This window comes from Jiella endophytica (assembly GCF_004519335.1).
In the GTDB taxonomy this organism is placed as follows: Bacteria; Pseudomonadota; Alphaproteobacteria; order Rhizobiales; family Rhizobiaceae; genus Jiella; species Jiella endophytica.
The window spans coordinates 1,059,784-1,074,963 of record NZ_SOZD01000002.1 but is presented as its reverse complement, the minus strand read 5'-3'; the positions used below and the strand labels follow the sequence as shown (position 1 = coordinate 1,074,963).

Annotated in this window: 14 protein-coding genes; 9 read left to right on the top strand and 5 right to left on the bottom strand. The window is 66.7% G+C overall.

All coding sequences use genetic code 11. The features are described 5' to 3' along the window. Positions 1-332: 332 nt before the first annotated feature. The gene (locus E3C22_RS09940) at positions 333-2,441 is read right to left on the bottom strand and encodes a S9 family peptidase (protein ID WP_134761818.1); all 2,109 of its coding nucleotides are present in this window, start codon (positions 2,439-2,441) and stop codon (positions 333-335) included. Positions 2,442-2,846: 405 nt separating this feature from the next. Between E3C22_RS09940 and E3C22_RS09935 the strand changes: the two genes are divergently transcribed. From E3C22_RS09935 to E3C22_RS09895, 9 genes are read left to right on the top strand one after another with little or no spacing between them, the layout of a single operon-like run. After that, the gene (locus E3C22_RS09935; RefSeq protein WP_134761817.1) at positions 2,847-5,207 is read left to right on the top strand and encodes a putative monovalent cation/H+ antiporter subunit A; all 2,361 of its coding nucleotides are present in this window, start codon (positions 2,847-2,849) and stop codon (positions 5,205-5,207) included. Further along, a complete protein-coding gene (locus E3C22_RS09930; protein ID WP_134761816.1) occupies positions 5,204-5,623 on the top strand; it encodes a Na+/H+ antiporter subunit B in 420 nt (139 codons plus the stop codon). The genes E3C22_RS09935 and E3C22_RS09930 overlap by 4 nt, the downstream gene beginning before the upstream one ends. Beyond that, positions 5,623-6,000 (top strand): Na+/H+ antiporter subunit C, encoded by a 378-nt coding sequence (locus E3C22_RS09925; protein WP_134761815.1) that lies wholly within the window; start codon positions 5,623-5,625, stop codon positions 5,998-6,000. Before E3C22_RS09930 ends, E3C22_RS09925 begins: the two co-directional genes overlap by 1 nt. Positions 6,001-6,007: 7 nt before the next feature. Next, positions 6,008-7,714 (top strand): proton-conducting transporter transmembrane domain-containing protein, encoded by a 1,707-nt coding sequence (locus E3C22_RS09920; protein ID WP_134761814.1) that lies wholly within the window; start codon positions 6,008-6,010, stop codon positions 7,712-7,714. Then, positions 7,711-8,184 carry a Na+/H+ antiporter subunit E gene (locus tag E3C22_RS09915; protein ID WP_134761813.1) on the top strand — a complete coding sequence of 158 codons (474 nt, stop codon included), beginning with the start codon at positions 7,711-7,713 and terminating at the stop codon, positions 8,182-8,184. The genes E3C22_RS09920 and E3C22_RS09915 overlap by 4 nt, the downstream gene beginning before the upstream one ends. Continuing rightward, positions 8,181-8,567 (top strand): cation:proton antiporter, encoded by a 387-nt coding sequence (locus E3C22_RS09910; RefSeq protein ID WP_134761812.1) that lies wholly within the window; start codon positions 8,181-8,183, stop codon positions 8,565-8,567. The genes E3C22_RS09915 and E3C22_RS09910 overlap by 4 nt, the downstream gene beginning before the upstream one ends. Then, positions 8,564-8,983, top strand: a complete 420-nt coding sequence (mnhG, locus tag E3C22_RS09905; RefSeq protein WP_134761811.1) for a monovalent cation/H(+) antiporter subunit G — start codon at positions 8,564-8,566, stop codon at positions 8,981-8,983. The genes E3C22_RS09910 and mnhG overlap by 4 nt, the downstream gene beginning before the upstream one ends. Position 8,984: 1 nt before the next feature. Next, positions 8,985-9,434, top strand: a complete 450-nt coding sequence (locus tag E3C22_RS09900) for a DUF423 domain-containing protein (RefSeq protein WP_342635621.1) — start codon at positions 8,985-8,987, stop codon at positions 9,432-9,434. Then, a complete protein-coding gene (locus tag E3C22_RS09895) occupies positions 9,431-10,228 on the top strand; it encodes an SDR family NAD(P)-dependent oxidoreductase (protein WP_134761810.1) in 798 nt (265 codons plus the stop codon). The genes E3C22_RS09900 and E3C22_RS09895 overlap by 4 nt, the downstream gene beginning before the upstream one ends. Before the next feature lie 88 nt (positions 10,229-10,316). On the opposite strand, the gene E3C22_RS09890 is transcribed toward E3C22_RS09895, so the two are convergent. The 4 genes from E3C22_RS09890 to ngg all read right to left on the bottom strand — a co-directional run bounded on the left by E3C22_RS09890 (position 10,317) and on the right by ngg (position 15,176). After that, positions 10,317-11,492 carry an AAA family ATPase gene (locus tag E3C22_RS09890; RefSeq protein ID WP_134761809.1) on the bottom strand — a complete coding sequence of 392 codons (1,176 nt, stop codon included), beginning with the start codon at positions 11,490-11,492 and terminating at the stop codon, positions 10,317-10,319. A gap of 221 nt (positions 11,493-11,713) precedes the next feature. Next, positions 11,714-12,163 (bottom strand): hypothetical protein, encoded by a 450-nt coding sequence (locus E3C22_RS09885; RefSeq protein ID WP_134761808.1) that lies wholly within the window; start codon positions 12,161-12,163, stop codon positions 11,714-11,716. A 49-nt stretch (positions 12,164-12,212) separates the two neighbouring features. Beyond that, positions 12,213-13,367, bottom strand: coding sequence for an osmoprotectant NAGGN system M42 family peptidase (locus E3C22_RS09880; RefSeq protein WP_134761807.1), 1,155 nt, complete (start codon positions 13,365-13,367; stop codon positions 12,213-12,215). Next, positions 13,368-15,176: an N-acetylglutaminylglutamine synthetase gene (gene ngg, locus E3C22_RS09875; protein WP_134761806.1), complete on the bottom strand. Its 1,809-nt coding sequence runs from the start codon at positions 15,174-15,176 to the stop codon at positions 13,368-13,370. Positions 15,177-15,180: the final 4 nt, after the last annotated feature.

The following is a 15,180-nucleotide window of genomic DNA, read 5'->3' as shown; positions in this document are numbered from 1 at the left end:
ATTCGACAAATCGATCCATCTTCGCCTCCACGGGACATCTCCATGGATGCTTCCAGAATCAATCAGAGCCAAAACCGCAAGCCCGATCAGCTTCAAATCACCGCCGGCCATATGCGATTCGCCTGCCCTTGCGGGGGAGATGCCCGGCAGGGCAGAGGGGGGTAACCCCAGGTATTGTCAAAGGAAAACCGGAAAGCACCGCGCACGGAGAGTTCTCAAGCACTCTCAGCGGAACGACCAAACCGCAAAAGCCGGCTGAATCGAAACTCCGAGCACCGCCTGCGAAGAAAGACGCGGCAGGCGGAATGCGCCCGACGCTCTGCCTGCGCCGCCTACGCCGCCTTCCCCATCAGCCTCAGGGCGAAGGCATAGACATAGGCGACTTCCTCGAGCTTCGAGAAGCGGCCGGAAGCGCCGGCATGGCCGGAGTCCATATTTGTCCTCAAAAGCACCGGATTGTCGTCGGTCTTCAATTCGCGCAGCCGCGCCACCCATTTCGCCGGCTCCCAATAGGTCACCCGCGGGTCGGTCAGCCCGGCGAGCACCAGGATCGGCGGGTAGGCCTGGCGCTTGACGTTGTCATAGGGGCTGTAGGACGCGATCACCTCGTAGTCCTCGCCCGACAGGATCGGATTGCCCCATTCGGGCCATTCCGGCGGGGTCAGCGGCAGGGTGTCGTCGAGCATGGTGTTGAGGACGTCGACGAAGGGGACGATAGCGACGATGCCGCCGAACTTTTCCGGCGACATGTTGGCGACGGCGCCCATCAGCATGCCGCCGGCCGAGCCGCCCTCGGCGATGATCCGCTCGTGGGAGGTGAATCGTTCGGCGACGAGATGGTCGGCGGCGGCGATGAAGTCTGTGAAGGTGTTCGCCTTGTTGCGCCGCCGGCCCGCCTCGTACCAGCGGAAGCCCTTGTCCTTGCCGCCGCGGATATGGGCGATGGCATAGACGAAGCCGCGATTCACCAGCGACAGGATGTTGGTGTTGAAGCCTGCCGGGATGGTGATGCCGTAGGAGCCGTAGCCGTAGAGGAGGCACGGTGCCGAGCCGTCCAGCGGGGTGTCCCTGCGGTAGAGCAGCGATACCGGCACGCTCTCGCCGTCGTTGGCGGGAGCGAAAGTCCGCCGGGTCACATAGGCCTCCGGATCGTGGCCGGAGGGAACCTCCTGGGTCTTCAGCAGCGTCCGCTCGCGCGTCTCGACGTCGTAGTCGAAGGTCTGCGACGGCGTCGTCAGCGAAGAATAGGAAAAGCGGATCACCGTCGTGTCGAATTCGTAGGTGCCCGAAAGGCCCAGCGAATAGGCCTCTTCCTCGAAGGCGACGGCATGTTCGGCGCCGTCCGAGAGACGCTTGACGACGATGCGCGGCAGGCCCTCGCGGCGCTCCAGCCAGACGAGGTGGTTCTGCAGCACCATGTGGTCGAGGATCAGCCGGCCGTCCTCATGGGCGACATAGTCGGCCCACTCGCCGCGGCCGATCGAATCGACGGGCGCCGTGACGATCTTGTAGTCGTGGGCGCCGTCGGCATTGGTGCGGATGTAGAGGGTGCCGCCGGCCTCGTCGACGTCGTATTCGACGCCGGTCTCGCGCTCGGCGAGAAGCCGCGGCTCGGCCGCCGGATTGGCTGAGGGGATCAGCCAGCATTCCGACGTCTCGTGGTCGTGGATGTCGATGACGACGAACTCGTCCGACTGGGTCTTGCCGACGCCCATGAAGAAGCCGGCATCGGTTTCCTCGTAGATCAGCGCGTCGCTCGAGGGGTCGCTGCCGAGGCGGTGATAAAACACCCGGCTCGGCCGGTGGTTGGAATCGAGGCGCGTGTAGAAGAAGCCGTTCGAGCGCGCCGACCAGACACCGCCGCCGCCGGTGTCCTCGACGATGTCGGGAAGGTCCTCGCCGCTCTCAAGATCGCGGATCCTCAGCGTGTAGAATTCCGAACCCCTGTCGTCATAGGCCCAGGCCAGCCAGCGATGGTCGCCGGAATGGCTGGCGCCGCCGAGGGAGAAATACGCGCGGTCCGCGGCTTCCTTCTCGGCGTCGAGCAGCACCGCCGTCTCGCCGCCCTCCCGGGGAACCCGCACGAAGCGCGGATATTCGGCGCCGGCCTCGTAGGCGATGCCGTAGGCGAAGGGACCGTCGGGGGCGGGGACCGACGAATCGTCTTCCTTGATCCGCCCGCGCATTTCCTTCACCAGCGCCTCGCGCAGCGCCTCGGTGCCGGTCATGACGGCTTTTTGATAGGCGTTTTCGGCCTCCAGATGGGCCCGGATGTCGGGATCGAGGACCGCCGTATCCTTGAAGACCTCCTGCCAGTTATGCGCTCTCAGCCAGGCATATTCGTCGAGCCGCTCGCGGCCGTGGCGCGTATCCGTCAGCGGCCGCTTGTCGGGGAGCGGCGGCTTCGGAAGCTCGGCGGGCGGGTCGAAACGTGTCGTCACGGCAGATATCCAAGGCTCTTCGTCGTCGATGCACGGAATGGGATTCGCGCCGATTGCACCGCATTTCGCGGAAAAACGCCACCGTCGCGTTTCGGCCTTTCGCCGGAGCGCCGATCGCAGGCGTCATTGCGGACAGGCGGGCGGAGCGGCGAAACGAAACCCGGCCCGCAGTTAGGTGGTCCGGCGGTGCTTCGCAAGCGGCCCTGCCGCCCGGAGATCCCGGGAAAGGCCGCAGCGGCCGGCTTCGGTGTCCTTGCCCCGCGGCGTGGCGGTTCTTATAGAACGAAGGCGCTGTCCCTCGCATCGCGTTCCTGCGGGCGGGCAGCACATTCGATCGTCCCCGGCGGGCTCGCCGGATCAACCGGCGGCATCGAATCACCGAAGGCGCAACGGCAAGGACGACGGATGGCGGAAATCGAGGCGACGACCGGAGGAACGCTGGCCCTTGCCCTGCCATTTCTCGCCGCGGCGATCGCGCCGATCGCCAAACGGTTCCTCGGCGCCCATGCCGCCTGGCTGCTGGCGCTGGCTCCGGCTCTCGCCTTCGCGATCCTCTTTACCTTCCTTCCGACCGTCGCCGATGGCGGCGTCGTCCAGTTCGGCTATGACTGGATCCCCGCCTTCGACGTGCGCTTCTCCTTCCGCATCGACGGCCTCGCCTCGACCTTCGGCCTGCTGATCACCGGCATCGGCACGCTGATCGTGCTTTATTCCGGCGGCTATCTGAAGGGTCACCGGGACCAGGGCCGGTTCTTCTCCTTCATCCTGATGTTCATGGGCTCGATGCTCGGCCTGGTGCTGGCCGACGACCTGATGACGCTGTTCGTCTACTGGGAGCTGACCTCGATCACCTCCTTCCTGCTGATCGGCTTCGATCATGACAGGGAGAGGGCGCGGCGCGGCGCCATCCAGGCGCTGGCGATCACCGGTGGTGGCGGCCTCGCGCTGCTCGCCGGCTTCATCCTGATCCGCGAGCTCGCCGGGCTGAACTCGATGAGCGAGGTGCTGGCCGCCGGCGACGCGCTGCGATCGAGCCCCGCCTATACGGCGATCTTCGTCCTGGTCATCTGCGGCGCCTTCACCAAGTCGGCGCAGATGCCGTTCCATGTCTGGCTGCCCAACGCCATGGAAGCGCCGACGCCGGTGTCGGCCTATCTGCACTCGGCGACGATGGTGAAGGCCGGCGTCTATCTGCTCCTGAGGATGCAGCCGGCGCTCGGCGAGACCGTTCTGTGGACGACGGTTCTGCCGATCTTCGGCGCGGTGACGCTGGTGATGGGCGCGCTGCTCGCCGTGCGTGCCACCGACATCAAGATCACGCTCGCCTATACGACCGTCTCCTCGCTCGGCCTGCTGGTCATGCTGATCGGCGTCGGCACCGAAGCCGCACTGATCGGCGCGGTGCTCTATCTGATCGCCCATTCGCTGTTCAAGGGCGGCCTGTTCATGGTGGCGGGATCGGTCGATCACGGCGCTCATACCCGCGAGCTCGACCGTCTCGGCGGGCTCGCCAGATACATGCCGATCACCTTCACCGCGGCGCTGCTCTGCGCGCTGTCGATGGGCGGCATCACGCCCTTCGTCGGCTTCCTTGCCAAGGAGGAGATCTATCACGCGCTCGAGCATCCCGACGCCTGGCACGTCTTCCTGATCGCCGCTGCGATCCTCGGCAATGCGCTGATGTTCGCCGCCGCCTTCATCGTCGCGCTGAAGCCGTTTGTCGGCAGGCTCCCGGAGACGATCCACCATCCCCATGAGGGCGGCCTGACGATCTGGCTCGGCCCGCTCGTTCTTGGTGTCGCCGGTCTTGTCGGGGCGCTGTTTTCCGAAACCTACCACCACTTCTTCTCGGGCCCGATGGCGAGTTCGGCCATCGGCGCGCCGGCCGGGATCGAGATTTCCTGGGTGCCGCATCTCAACCTCGCCTTCGCCCTTTCGCTGGCGACGATCGGCCTCGGCATCCTGATCTATCTCGCCTCGAACGCCATCAGGGCCGCGACCGGCCGCACCCTTGCGGCGATCGGCTGGGGGCCGGATCTCGGCTTCGACCAGGCGATGCGCGGGCTCCTGCGGGTGTCGTTCATTGCCACCCGGCGCCTGCAATCCGGCCGGCTCGACTATTACATGACGGTGACCATCGCGGTGATCACCGCCGGGCTGCTGGTGCCGATGATCTTCGCCGGCGCGCTGCCGTCCGAACCGAAGGTGCCGGAGCTGCGTTTCTACGAGTGGATCGTGCTGGCGCTGATCCTCGTCGGCATCGTCGCGGTCGTCATCGCCAAGAACCGCCTGACGGCGATCGTCTCGCTTGGCATCCAGGGCTTTGCCACGGCGCTGATCTTCATGCTGCTCGGCGCGCCGGACCTGTCCTTCACGCAGTTCATGGTCGAGACCCTGTCGGTGGTCATCCTCGCCCTCGTGATGACCCGGCTGCGGCTCTCGCCGGCCGACCACCGGCCGTGGCGCGAGACGCTGCCCGATGCGGCGCTGGCGACCGCCGGCGGCGCGGGTTTCGGCCTGTTCCTGTTGTCGATCACCCAGCGGCCCTTCGATCCGGTGCTGTCGGATTTCTTCGAGCGCTATTCCTACGCGATCGCCCACGGCCACAACATCGTCAACGTGATCATCGTCGACTTCCGCGGCGTCGACACGATGGGCGAGATCGCCGTCGTCATGACCACCGGCCTCGCGGTGCTGGCGCTGATCCGCATCCGCGTCGGGCGCCGCGACCGGGCGCCGGCCGATCCGACGGAGACGACGCCATGAGGACGATCATCTTCCGCTTCACCGCGCCCTATCTCACCGCGCTGATGGTGCTGTTCTCGATCTTCGTCCTCCTGCGCGGCCACAACGATCCCGGCGGCGGCTTCATCGGCGGGCTGATCGCCGCCTCGGCCTTCGCGATCTACGGTATCGCCTGCGGCGTCGCGGCGGTGCGCCGGGCGCTCTACTTCCATCCGATGGCGATCTCTGCGGCGGGCCTGCTCTTCGCCGTCGTCGCGGGCCTTCTCTCGATCCCCGCCGGCACCGGTTTCATGACCGGCCTGTGGATCTTCCCGCATGTCTTCGGCACCGAACTGGCGCTGTCGACGCCGATGCTCTTCGACATCGGCGTCTATCTCGTCGTCGTCGGCGGCATCTCGTCGATCGCGCTCGCCCTCGAGGAACGGGAGTCGGACTGATGGAAACCGCCCTCAGCTTCGTCGTCGGCTGCCTCTTCGCCGTCGCCCTCTACCTGCTTCTGTCGAAGCACATCATCCGCATGCTGCTCGGGGTGGTGCTGCTCGGCAATGCCGTCAACATCCTGATCTTCACCGCCGGGCGCGTCTCCTCGGTGGCGCCGCCGCTGGTGCCTGAGGGCGCGAAGGCGCCGCTCGACGCCGTCGCCAATCCGCTGCCGCAGGCGCTGATCCTGACGGCGATCGTCATCTCCTTCTCCTTCTTCGCCTTCCTGCTGGTGCTCGCCTATCGCGCCTATCAGGACCTCGGCACCGACGACACCGACGAGATGCGCGTCGCCGAGCCCGAAAACGACGGCCTGCCGCCGCTGGGATACTGAGCATTCGATGGCCGCACCTTCCGAGACCGCACATCTGAAAGCCGAGGCGATGATCCACGGGGCGCTGGCGCCTTCGGACTATCTCGTCGTCGCTCCGGTCGCCGTCTGCTTCCTGTTCGGTGCCGTGCTTCTGATGGTACGAAAGCGCGTCGACTGGCATCCCTGGCTGGCCATACCGGGCTTCGCGCTGCTCCTGGCGGTCGACGTCATGCTGCTCCTGAAAGTCGTGGCCGACGGGCCGCAGACGATGATGATGGGCGCCTGGAAGCCGCCCTTCGGCATCGCCTTTACCGTCGACATGCTCGGCGCCCTGTTCGTCGCGACCGCCGGCTTCGTGGCGCTGGCGGCGGCGATCCACGCCACCTTGTCGATGAGCCTCGTCGAGCGGCGCTACGGCTTCTTCCCCTTCATGTTCCTGATGATGGGGGGCGTCTCCGGGGCGTTCCTCACCGGCGACATCTTCAATCTCTATGTCTGGTTCGAGGTGCTGCTCATCGGCTCATTCGGACTGCTGATCCTCGGCTCCGAACACGAGCAGCTCGACGGTGCGACGAAATACTGCTTCCTCAACCTCGTCGCGACGACGCTGTTCCTGATCACCACCGGCTATCTCTACGGCCTGTTCGGCACGCTCAACATGGCCGACATCGCGCAGAAGGCCGGCAGGCTCGAAGATGACGGCGCGATGCTGACCATCGCCGTCCTTTATCTCGTCGCCTTCGGCATGAAGGCCGCGGCCTTTCCCCTGAACTACTGGCTGCCGGCCTCCTACCACACGCCGCGCTTCGTGGTTTCGGCGCTGTTTGCCGGCCTTCTCACCAAGGTCGGCGTCTATGCGCTGATCCGCGTCCTCCTGATGCTGTTTCCGCCGCAGCATGCCGAACTCGCGACGCTGATCGCCTGGGTCGCGGCGCTGACCATGCTGGTCGGGGCCTTCGGCGCGCTCGCCCAGAGCGACCTTCGCCGGCTGCTCAACTACTTCGTCATCGCCGGCATCGGCACGATCCTCGCCGGCCTTGCCCTTGCCGGGGATGGCGGCGCGGCGGAGCCATCGATCATCGCGACGGCCGCGAGCGCGGCGACCGCCGCCCCGGCGGATGCCGCGGCCGCGCCGCTTCTGCCGGGCTCCGGCCCACTGGTGGTCGGCCTGTCCGGCGCGGTGTTCTATGCGCTGCATTCGATCGTGGTGATGACGGCGCTCTATCTTGCCGGCGGCACGGCCTCGCGCGTCGCCGGCTCGTCCTCGCTTGTCGTAATGGGCGGGCTGTGGCGGGCAAGGCCCGGCCTTGCGGCGCTGATGCTGGTGTTTCTCTTTGCCGTCTCGGGCCTGCCGCCCTTCTCCGGCTTCTGGCCGAAAGTGATTTTGGTCCGCGGCGCCTTCGGGGCGGGGCTGCCCTGGCTCGGTGCGGTCATCCTCGTCACCGGCTTCCTGATGACCATCGCCAGCGCCCGGGTCTTTGCGCTGGCCTTCTGGCGCAACGCCCCCGAGCCGGCGGCAGCCGGGCCCGGGGCCGGTAACGCTCCGGCACGCTTCGATCCGAAGGGCGAGGCATCGCCGGTCGCCGCGATGCTGCCGCTGGTTCTCCTCGCCGCCTTCGTCGTCGCGGCGGGCGTCTTTCCCCAGTGGCTGGCGAGCCTCACCGACGAGGCGGCGCGCGGCGTCGTCGACCCGGCGGCCTATCTCGGCTCGGTCTTTGGAGGAGGCGGCTCGTGATCCTGTTCCTGATCAACATCGTGCTGGCGCTGGTCTGGACGATCGTCTCCGGCTCCTTCACCATCCTCAACCTCGCCTTCGGCTTCCTGCTCGGCGCCGCCTCGCTGTTCCTGATCCGCCGGGAGATCGGCACGGTCGGCTATGTCGACCGCTTCGTCAGGATCGGCTCCTTGTTCCTGCTCTTCCTCTACGAGCTGCTCATGTCGGCCTGGCGGGTGGCGGTGCTGGTGCTGTCGCCGAAGATGGACCTGACGCCGGGCATCTTCGCCTATGAGCTGAAGGTCGATCGCGACTTCGAGATCACCTTGCTCGCCAACCTCATCACCCTGACCCCCGGAACGCTCTCGGTGGACGTCTCCGAGGACCGCTCGACCCTCTATGTCCACGCCATCGACTGCTCGGACCCGGACGGCACCAGGGCCGACATCGCCTCCGGCTTCGAGCGCAAGATCCTCGAGGCGTTCCGATGACCCATTCCGACTTCGCCAAAATCTTCCTCGACGTCTGCCTCGACATCTCGCTCGTGTTGCTGGGCTTTGCCTTCTTCCTGACGATCGGGCGGATCATCCGCGGGCCGACGCTGCCGGACCGGGTGCTCGGCCTCGACATGCTGACCTCGGTCGCCATCGGCTTCATCGCCGTCATCGCGATCGACACCGGCAACACCCTCTATGTCGACATCGCGATCGCGCTCGGCCTCGTCGGCTTCCTGGCGACGGTCGCCTTCGCGCGCTTCATCCTCGCCCGCGGCAAGACGGCCGACGACGACGAGAAGCAGGACCTGCGCAAGTTCGACGACAAGCGGCACGAGCGAGACGGCGACGCCGCAGCCGAAGCGGGAGCCGGCCGATGATCGACACGATCCTGATGGTCCTCGCAGGGCTCCTGATCCTCGCAGGCTCGGCCTTCGCCGCCGTCGCCGCCTTCGGCATCCTGCGCCTGCCGGACATCTACACCCGCATGCATGCCGCCTCGAAGGCCGGCTCCGTCGGCTCCGGCATGGCGCTGCTCGCCCTTGCCCTCGTCTCCCATTCGGGGCCTGAGGCGCTGAGGGCGATCGCCGCCATCGCCTTCTTCCTGCTAACGGCGCCGCTCTCGGCGCATCTTCTCGCCAAGGCCGCCTATGCCGTCGGCTATCGGATGTGGGGGGGATCGGTGCTCGACGAGATGCCGGAACTTGCCGTCACCACCCGTCAGTCGGACACCCCCTCCGGCCGCCATCCCGAGCCGAACGCCCATAGCGGCATCGCCGGACAGGGAGAGAGCTGACATGTCGGCAGGCGGCATGCGCATTCTTTCGGGTCTCTTCATCGTCTTCGCCGGGCTCTTCGGCGCGGCCGGCGTCGCCGGCGCGGCGCTGGCAGCCCATGTTGCAGAGGGCGACCGCTTCGTCGCCATCGCGGCGTCGATGGCGCTCATCCACGCGCCGGCGCTTCTGGGGCTTGCCGCGGTCACCGCCCGGGCGCCGAAGCTAATTGGCGTCGCCGGCATGGCGACGGTGATCGGCGTCGTCCTGTTTTCCGGCGATCTCGCCATGCGGGCGGTGCGCGGCCACTCGCTGTTCGCCGACGCTGCGCCGACCGGCGGGACGATGCTGATCGCTGGCTGGCTGTTGGTCGCCGTCGCGGGTCTTTTCGCGATGGTCCGGCGCGGCGCAGACCAATCGCACGCGCCGGCTCCCAAGCCCGCGGTGCCGCAGATCGACGGAGTGACGCGATGAACGGCTTCGACCCGGCGCTCTTTTCCGGAAAGACCGTCGTCGTCACCGGCGCCGGCCGCGGCATCGGCGCGGCAGTGGCGAGAGGCTTTCTCGAAACCGGCGCGAGCGTCATCGCCCATGCCGGCCGCAGCCTCGACCATGCCGAAGCGGATCTCCTGCCGGGACTTTCCGATGACCAGAAAAGCCGGCTGACGCTGCTCACGGCCGATCTGTCAGTGCGGGGCGGCGGCGAGACCCTCGCCGGGGACATTCTTGGCGTCCTCGACGGGCCGCTCGACGTCCTCGTCAACAATGCCGGCACCATGGTCGGGCGCATCCCGGCGGCCGAGGTGGACGACGAAGCCTTCGACGCCATCGTCGATCTCAACGTCCGCTCGGTCGTCGCGCTGACGACGGTGTTGCTGCCGGCGTTGAAGGACGGCGGCAAGGCGGAGGGCGGCAGCGCGATCGTCAACACCTCGTCGATCTCGGCGATCGTCGGCGGCTCGCCCGGCTCGTCGCTTTATTCGTCTTCGAAAGCCTTCGTCTCGACCTGGACCCGAGCCCTCGCCCGCGAACTCGCACCGGACCACGTGCGGGTCAACGCGGTCTCGCCCGGCACCATCATGACCGATTTTCACCGGCGCTATTCGTCTGAGGAGAAGCTTCAGGCGACCGCCGCCTCGATCCCGATGAAGCGCCTCGGCACCGCTGAGGACTGCGCGCCGGCCTATCTGTTCCTGTCGAGCGCGAGGCTGTCGGGCTATCTGACGGGGCAGGTGATCGAGGTGAATGGCGGCCAGTTCATGGGGTGAGGGGGCGTGCGAGCCCTTGGTCGTGCTTTGCCAGATCCGAACGTCCGAGGCTTGGGGTCGTTGAACCATGCTCGGCCGAGCATGCGGGTCAACGGTCTGGCCACGCCCATGGGGGGACTTCGACGTTCGCAACGATCGTTTCGCCGTTCTCCTTCTCCAATGCCAGCGCCTGCGCGCCATGGTCGCAGAGCGCATCAACCAGCGTTCTGGCGTGGCTGACGACGATGACCTGACTCCGCTCGCTGGCCTTTGCGATCATTCGTGCGAGCGGTTCCAGCAAGCTTGGATGGAGACTGCCTTCCGGCTCATTCAACACCATCAGCTCGGGCGGGCGCGGTGTGTGGAGCGCCGTGGCCAAGGCGACATAGCGCAACGTGCCGTCCGAAAGTTCGGATGCGTCGAGAGGGCGATGGAGCCCGTCTTGGCGCATCGAAAGACGAAACAACCCGTTCGCTGCATCGATCTCGATCGATGATCCAGGGAAGGCATCCTCGATCGCTCCGTCGAAAGCTGGTCCGTTGCCGATCTCGCGCACCGTCTGAACGGCAGGAGCCAGATCTGAACCATCGGATGCCAGCGCGACCGTGCGGGTACCGATCCGAGGAATGCGCGAAGGAGCGTCGCGATCGATGCGAAAGTGGTCGTAGAAGCGCCATCCCCTCATACGCTCGCGAAGAAGCAGCAGTTCGACCGCGTTGGTCGGGTCTGCCGCGCGCATCATCATGGTTTCGAACGGAGCGAGATCGGTCACGACGGGCCGCATGCGGCCACTACCATCCTGCACCGAAACCGACGCGTTGCCTCGCCGGGCAATGACGTTGCGCCGCGATAGGCTCTCTCCGGCCCATACGGCTTCCGCCTTCACGACCGGATCGTCCCCGAAGAGTGAAGGTTCCTCCCGGCTTGCTCCGGGTTCGGGAATGGGAAGGCCGAGATCGATGGCGTAGCCGTAGTCCTCGGACGCGAAGCCGAGGCGAAGCGACATCGGACCGCGCCCGATGTTGCGCTGGATCGGCGATCGCCCGGAGCGCATCGCGGTCGAATAGTTTGAACTTCCTGCCCACATGGTCGATCGCAAGCCTCCCTCAGCGGCAAGCGAAGCAATCGCCTGACCCTGTGCGACATCCGCAAGGAGACGCAGCGAGCGATAAAGGCTCGATTTGCCGCTGCCGTTGGCCCCCGTGACCACATTCAACCGTTCGAGCGGGAGCACGAGACTGCGAAGCGAACGGTAGCCGGACACGGCAAGGGTGATGAGCGCCATGCCGATCTTATACCATGCGAGCGCATTGGTTGCGGCAGGAGATGGCTTTCGCCCGCTCTCCTACAGCATCGGCCCGACAATCGGAACCGATTTCCGGAAAGCACAATGCGTCGATTCAATAAGTCAGAGCGTCCTTTTATGCGTCCATTCGGACGCACGGCGCTCTAACAAGAGGAGCAGACCTGTGGCGCCATTCGGCACTCGCCTGTTGACGTCTCCCCTCAATCCGGCGGCCCCAGCCGCGGCGTCTCGTCCTCCGGGCGGTACTTCATCGCCGCATCCCAGCCTTGCCGCCGGGCCTCGTCGAGGGCTTCCTCGCGCGCGGCGATCTCGTCCTCCAGCCGCTGGCGCAGGAGCCGCTGATGGCGCATGGCAAGGCCGATCAGGATCATCGCCAGCATCGACAGCGCCGAGAAGGTCTGGCGCTTGTCGAGCTCGCGCACCGGCTCGGCACCGATCAGGGCTGCGACCGCCACGAAGCAGAGCACCAGGCCGACCATCACCACCCCGCGGGCGAGGACCAGCGAGACGAAGAAGGCAAGGAAGATCGCCGCGGCGAGAAACGGATGCTGCCCCGCCGCGGCGAGACAGTCCTGGGCAAGCGCGCCGAGCAGGACGAGAAGGCTCCATAGCACCCGGCCGGGGAAGGCGACGATGTCGTCGACGCTCATGGGCGGGCGCGGCTCCTCTCGAGACTGGACCCGGAACCGTCGGGGCGGGCTATTCGGCGGGGTCGGTGTCGCGCGCCAGTTCCTGGGCGGCTTCGACATCCGGCTGGCGGGTGAAGCCCTTCAGGCCGGCATGATAGTTGCGATCGCGCTCGATTTCGACAGGCGAGGTGAGATAGGCGGTGATCAGCTCCGACAGCGAGCGCAGCGCGTGCATGTGGATCCGCTCGTAGCCGTGGGAGGCGTCGACGCCGAAGGTGATCAGCGCGGTACGCACGTCGTGGCCGGCCTCCAGCGCCGAGGCCGAATCGGAGCGGTAGTAGCGGAAGATGTCCTTCTGGTAGCGGATGTCCTCGTCCTGGCAGATCCGCACCAGCTTCTTGGTCAGGTGATAGTCGAAAGGCCCTGTCTGGTCGGCCATGCCGATGGTCACGCCGAATTCGGCGGAGTTCTGCCCCGGCGCCGAGGTGCCGTTGTCCACCGCGATCATCGAGGCGATGTCGGGGGTGAGGATCGAGGCGGCGCCGACGCCCACCTCCTCGGCGATGGTGAACAGCCAGTGGGTGTCGACGGGGGTGGATTCGCCGGAATCCTCCATCGCCTTGATCGCCGCCAGCATGACGGCGACTCCCGCCTTGTTGTCGAGATGGCGCGAGACGATGTAGCCGTTGTCGAGGAATTCCGGCTGCGGATCGATCGCGACCGTGTCGCCAACCTCGATGCCGAGTTTGGTGAGTTCGGTGACGTCGCGCGACAGGGCATCGACCCTGAGCTCGACGAACTCCCAGCCGACCGGCAGCGTATCCACCTCATCGTTGTAGGTGTGGCCGGAGGCCTTCAGCGGCAGGATCGTGCCGCGATAGGTGCCGGCATCGGAAAAGATCATGCAGCGGGCGCCCTCGGCGAAGCGGGCGGACCAGTGACCGATCGGCACCAGCTCCAGACGGCCGTTCTCCTTCAGCCTTTTGACCTGGGCGCCGAGGGTGTCGAGGTGGCTCACGATGGCTCTCGCCGAGGCCCGCCGCGAGCCCTGGCGCAGCGCCGAAATGGCGCCGCGGCGGGTCAGCTCGACCTTGAGGCCGAGCCGCTCGAGCTCCTGCGCGACATGGCGGACCACGGTGTCGGTGTAGCCGGTCGGGCTCGGAATTCTCAAAAGCGCCTTGAGCTGCTCGGTCAGATACTCGGTATCGATCGTAAGCCTCGGCACTCAGTCCTCCCTGCGCGACCTTCTCTGGTTGGTCCTGGCCGCTCTCACCGAAAATGGTACGGACAACGGGAACAGCAGATCGATGAACCGCTCCGCCGTCGGCTGTGGTTCGTGATTTGCCAGGCCCGGCCGCTCGTTCGCCTCGATGAACGCGTAGTCCGGCAGGGCCGGCGACTTGATCATCAGGTCGATGCCGGTCACCGGTATCTCAATTGCCCGTGCCGCGGCAACAGCCGCCTCCACCAGCGCCGGATGAATGTCGCCGGTGACGTCGTGGATCGTGCCGCCGGTATGAAGGTTGGCGGTCTTGCGCACGGTGATGCGTTCGCCCTCCGGCGGCACGTCCTCCATCGCAAAGCCCGACTGCTTCACGCAGCGCTCGGTCTCCGCATCCATCGGGACCTTGCTTTCGCCGCCGGTCGCCGCCGAGCGCCGCCGCGACAGATGCTCGATGAGGTCCCTGACGCTGGAGCGGCCGTCGCCGGTGATCACCGGCGGCTTGCGCAGCGCGGCGGCGACGAGGCGGTAGTCGATGACGATGAGTCGCAGGTCGTCGCCCTGAAAGCAGGCTTCGAGGAGCACGGTCTCGGAATGCTTGCGGGCGGCCTCGATGGCACTCTTCGCCTCGTCGAGGCTCTCGATGCCGACCGAGATGCCGCGGCCCTGCTCGCCGCGGGCCGGCTTGACGACGATCTGCCCGTGCTTCTCGATGAAGGCGGCGATGGCCTCGTCGTCGCTGTCGCCGGAGAGCTGTTCGGGCACCTTGACGCCCGCCGCCTCGACCATGCGCCGGGTGACCATCTTGTCGTCGCAGATCGACATGGCGACGGCGGTGGTGAGCTCGGAGAGGCTCTCGCGGCAGAGCACCGTGCGCCCGCCATGGGTCAGCCGGAAGAAGCCGCCGGCGGCGTCCACCACCTCGGTGTGGATGCCGCGCCGGCGCGCCTCGTCGACGATGATGCGGGCATAGGGGTTGAGCCCGTCATATTCGGTGTTCGGCCCGGTGAAGAGCTTTTCGTTGATCTCGTTCTTGCGCTTGATGGTGAAGTAGGAGACCCGCACGAAGCCGAGCTTCTCGTAGAGCGCGATGGCCTGTTCGTTGTCGTGCATCACCGACAGGTCCATGAAGGCGCAGCCGCGCGCCTGGAAATGCTCGGCGAGCCGGCGCACCAGGCTTTCGCCGATGCCGGGATGGGTGGCCTGCGGATCGACGGCGAGGCACCAGAGCGACGAGCCGTTCTCCGGATCGCCGAAGGCGCGCCTGCCGTGGACGCCGGTGACCGTGCCGACGATCGCGCCGGTGACCTCGTCCTCGGCGACGAAATAGGTCAGCGCCCGGTTGTCGCGGTTCGACCAGAAGAACGCCGGATGCACCTGCACCATGTGGCGGGACTGGTAGATCCGGTTGACCTCGGTCGCATCCTGCTCGGAGGCGAGGCGGCGGATGAAGAAACCGCGCGGCCGCCGGTTGCTGGGCCGGTAGGTCGCGAGATCCAGCCGGTAGGTGTGCGAGGGATCGAGGAACAGCTCCTGCGGCGCGTGGCTGAGAAGGACGTGCGGATCCTTGACGTAGAACGCGATGTCGCGCCGGTCCGGCCCTTCCTCGCGCAGCGAATTGGCAAGCTCGCGCGGATCCTCGAAGGTCTGGCTGAACACCAGCCGCCCCCAGCCGCAGTCGAGGATGGCGTTTCGCTTCAGCCCGTCGCCATTGGCGCGTTCGCGGGCCGCCGAGCCGTTCGGGCCGGAGGCGCGCAGCTTCTCCAGCCGGTGGTCGCGGCGGGGCCGCTCGGCCTGCTTTTCCCCTGACATCGGC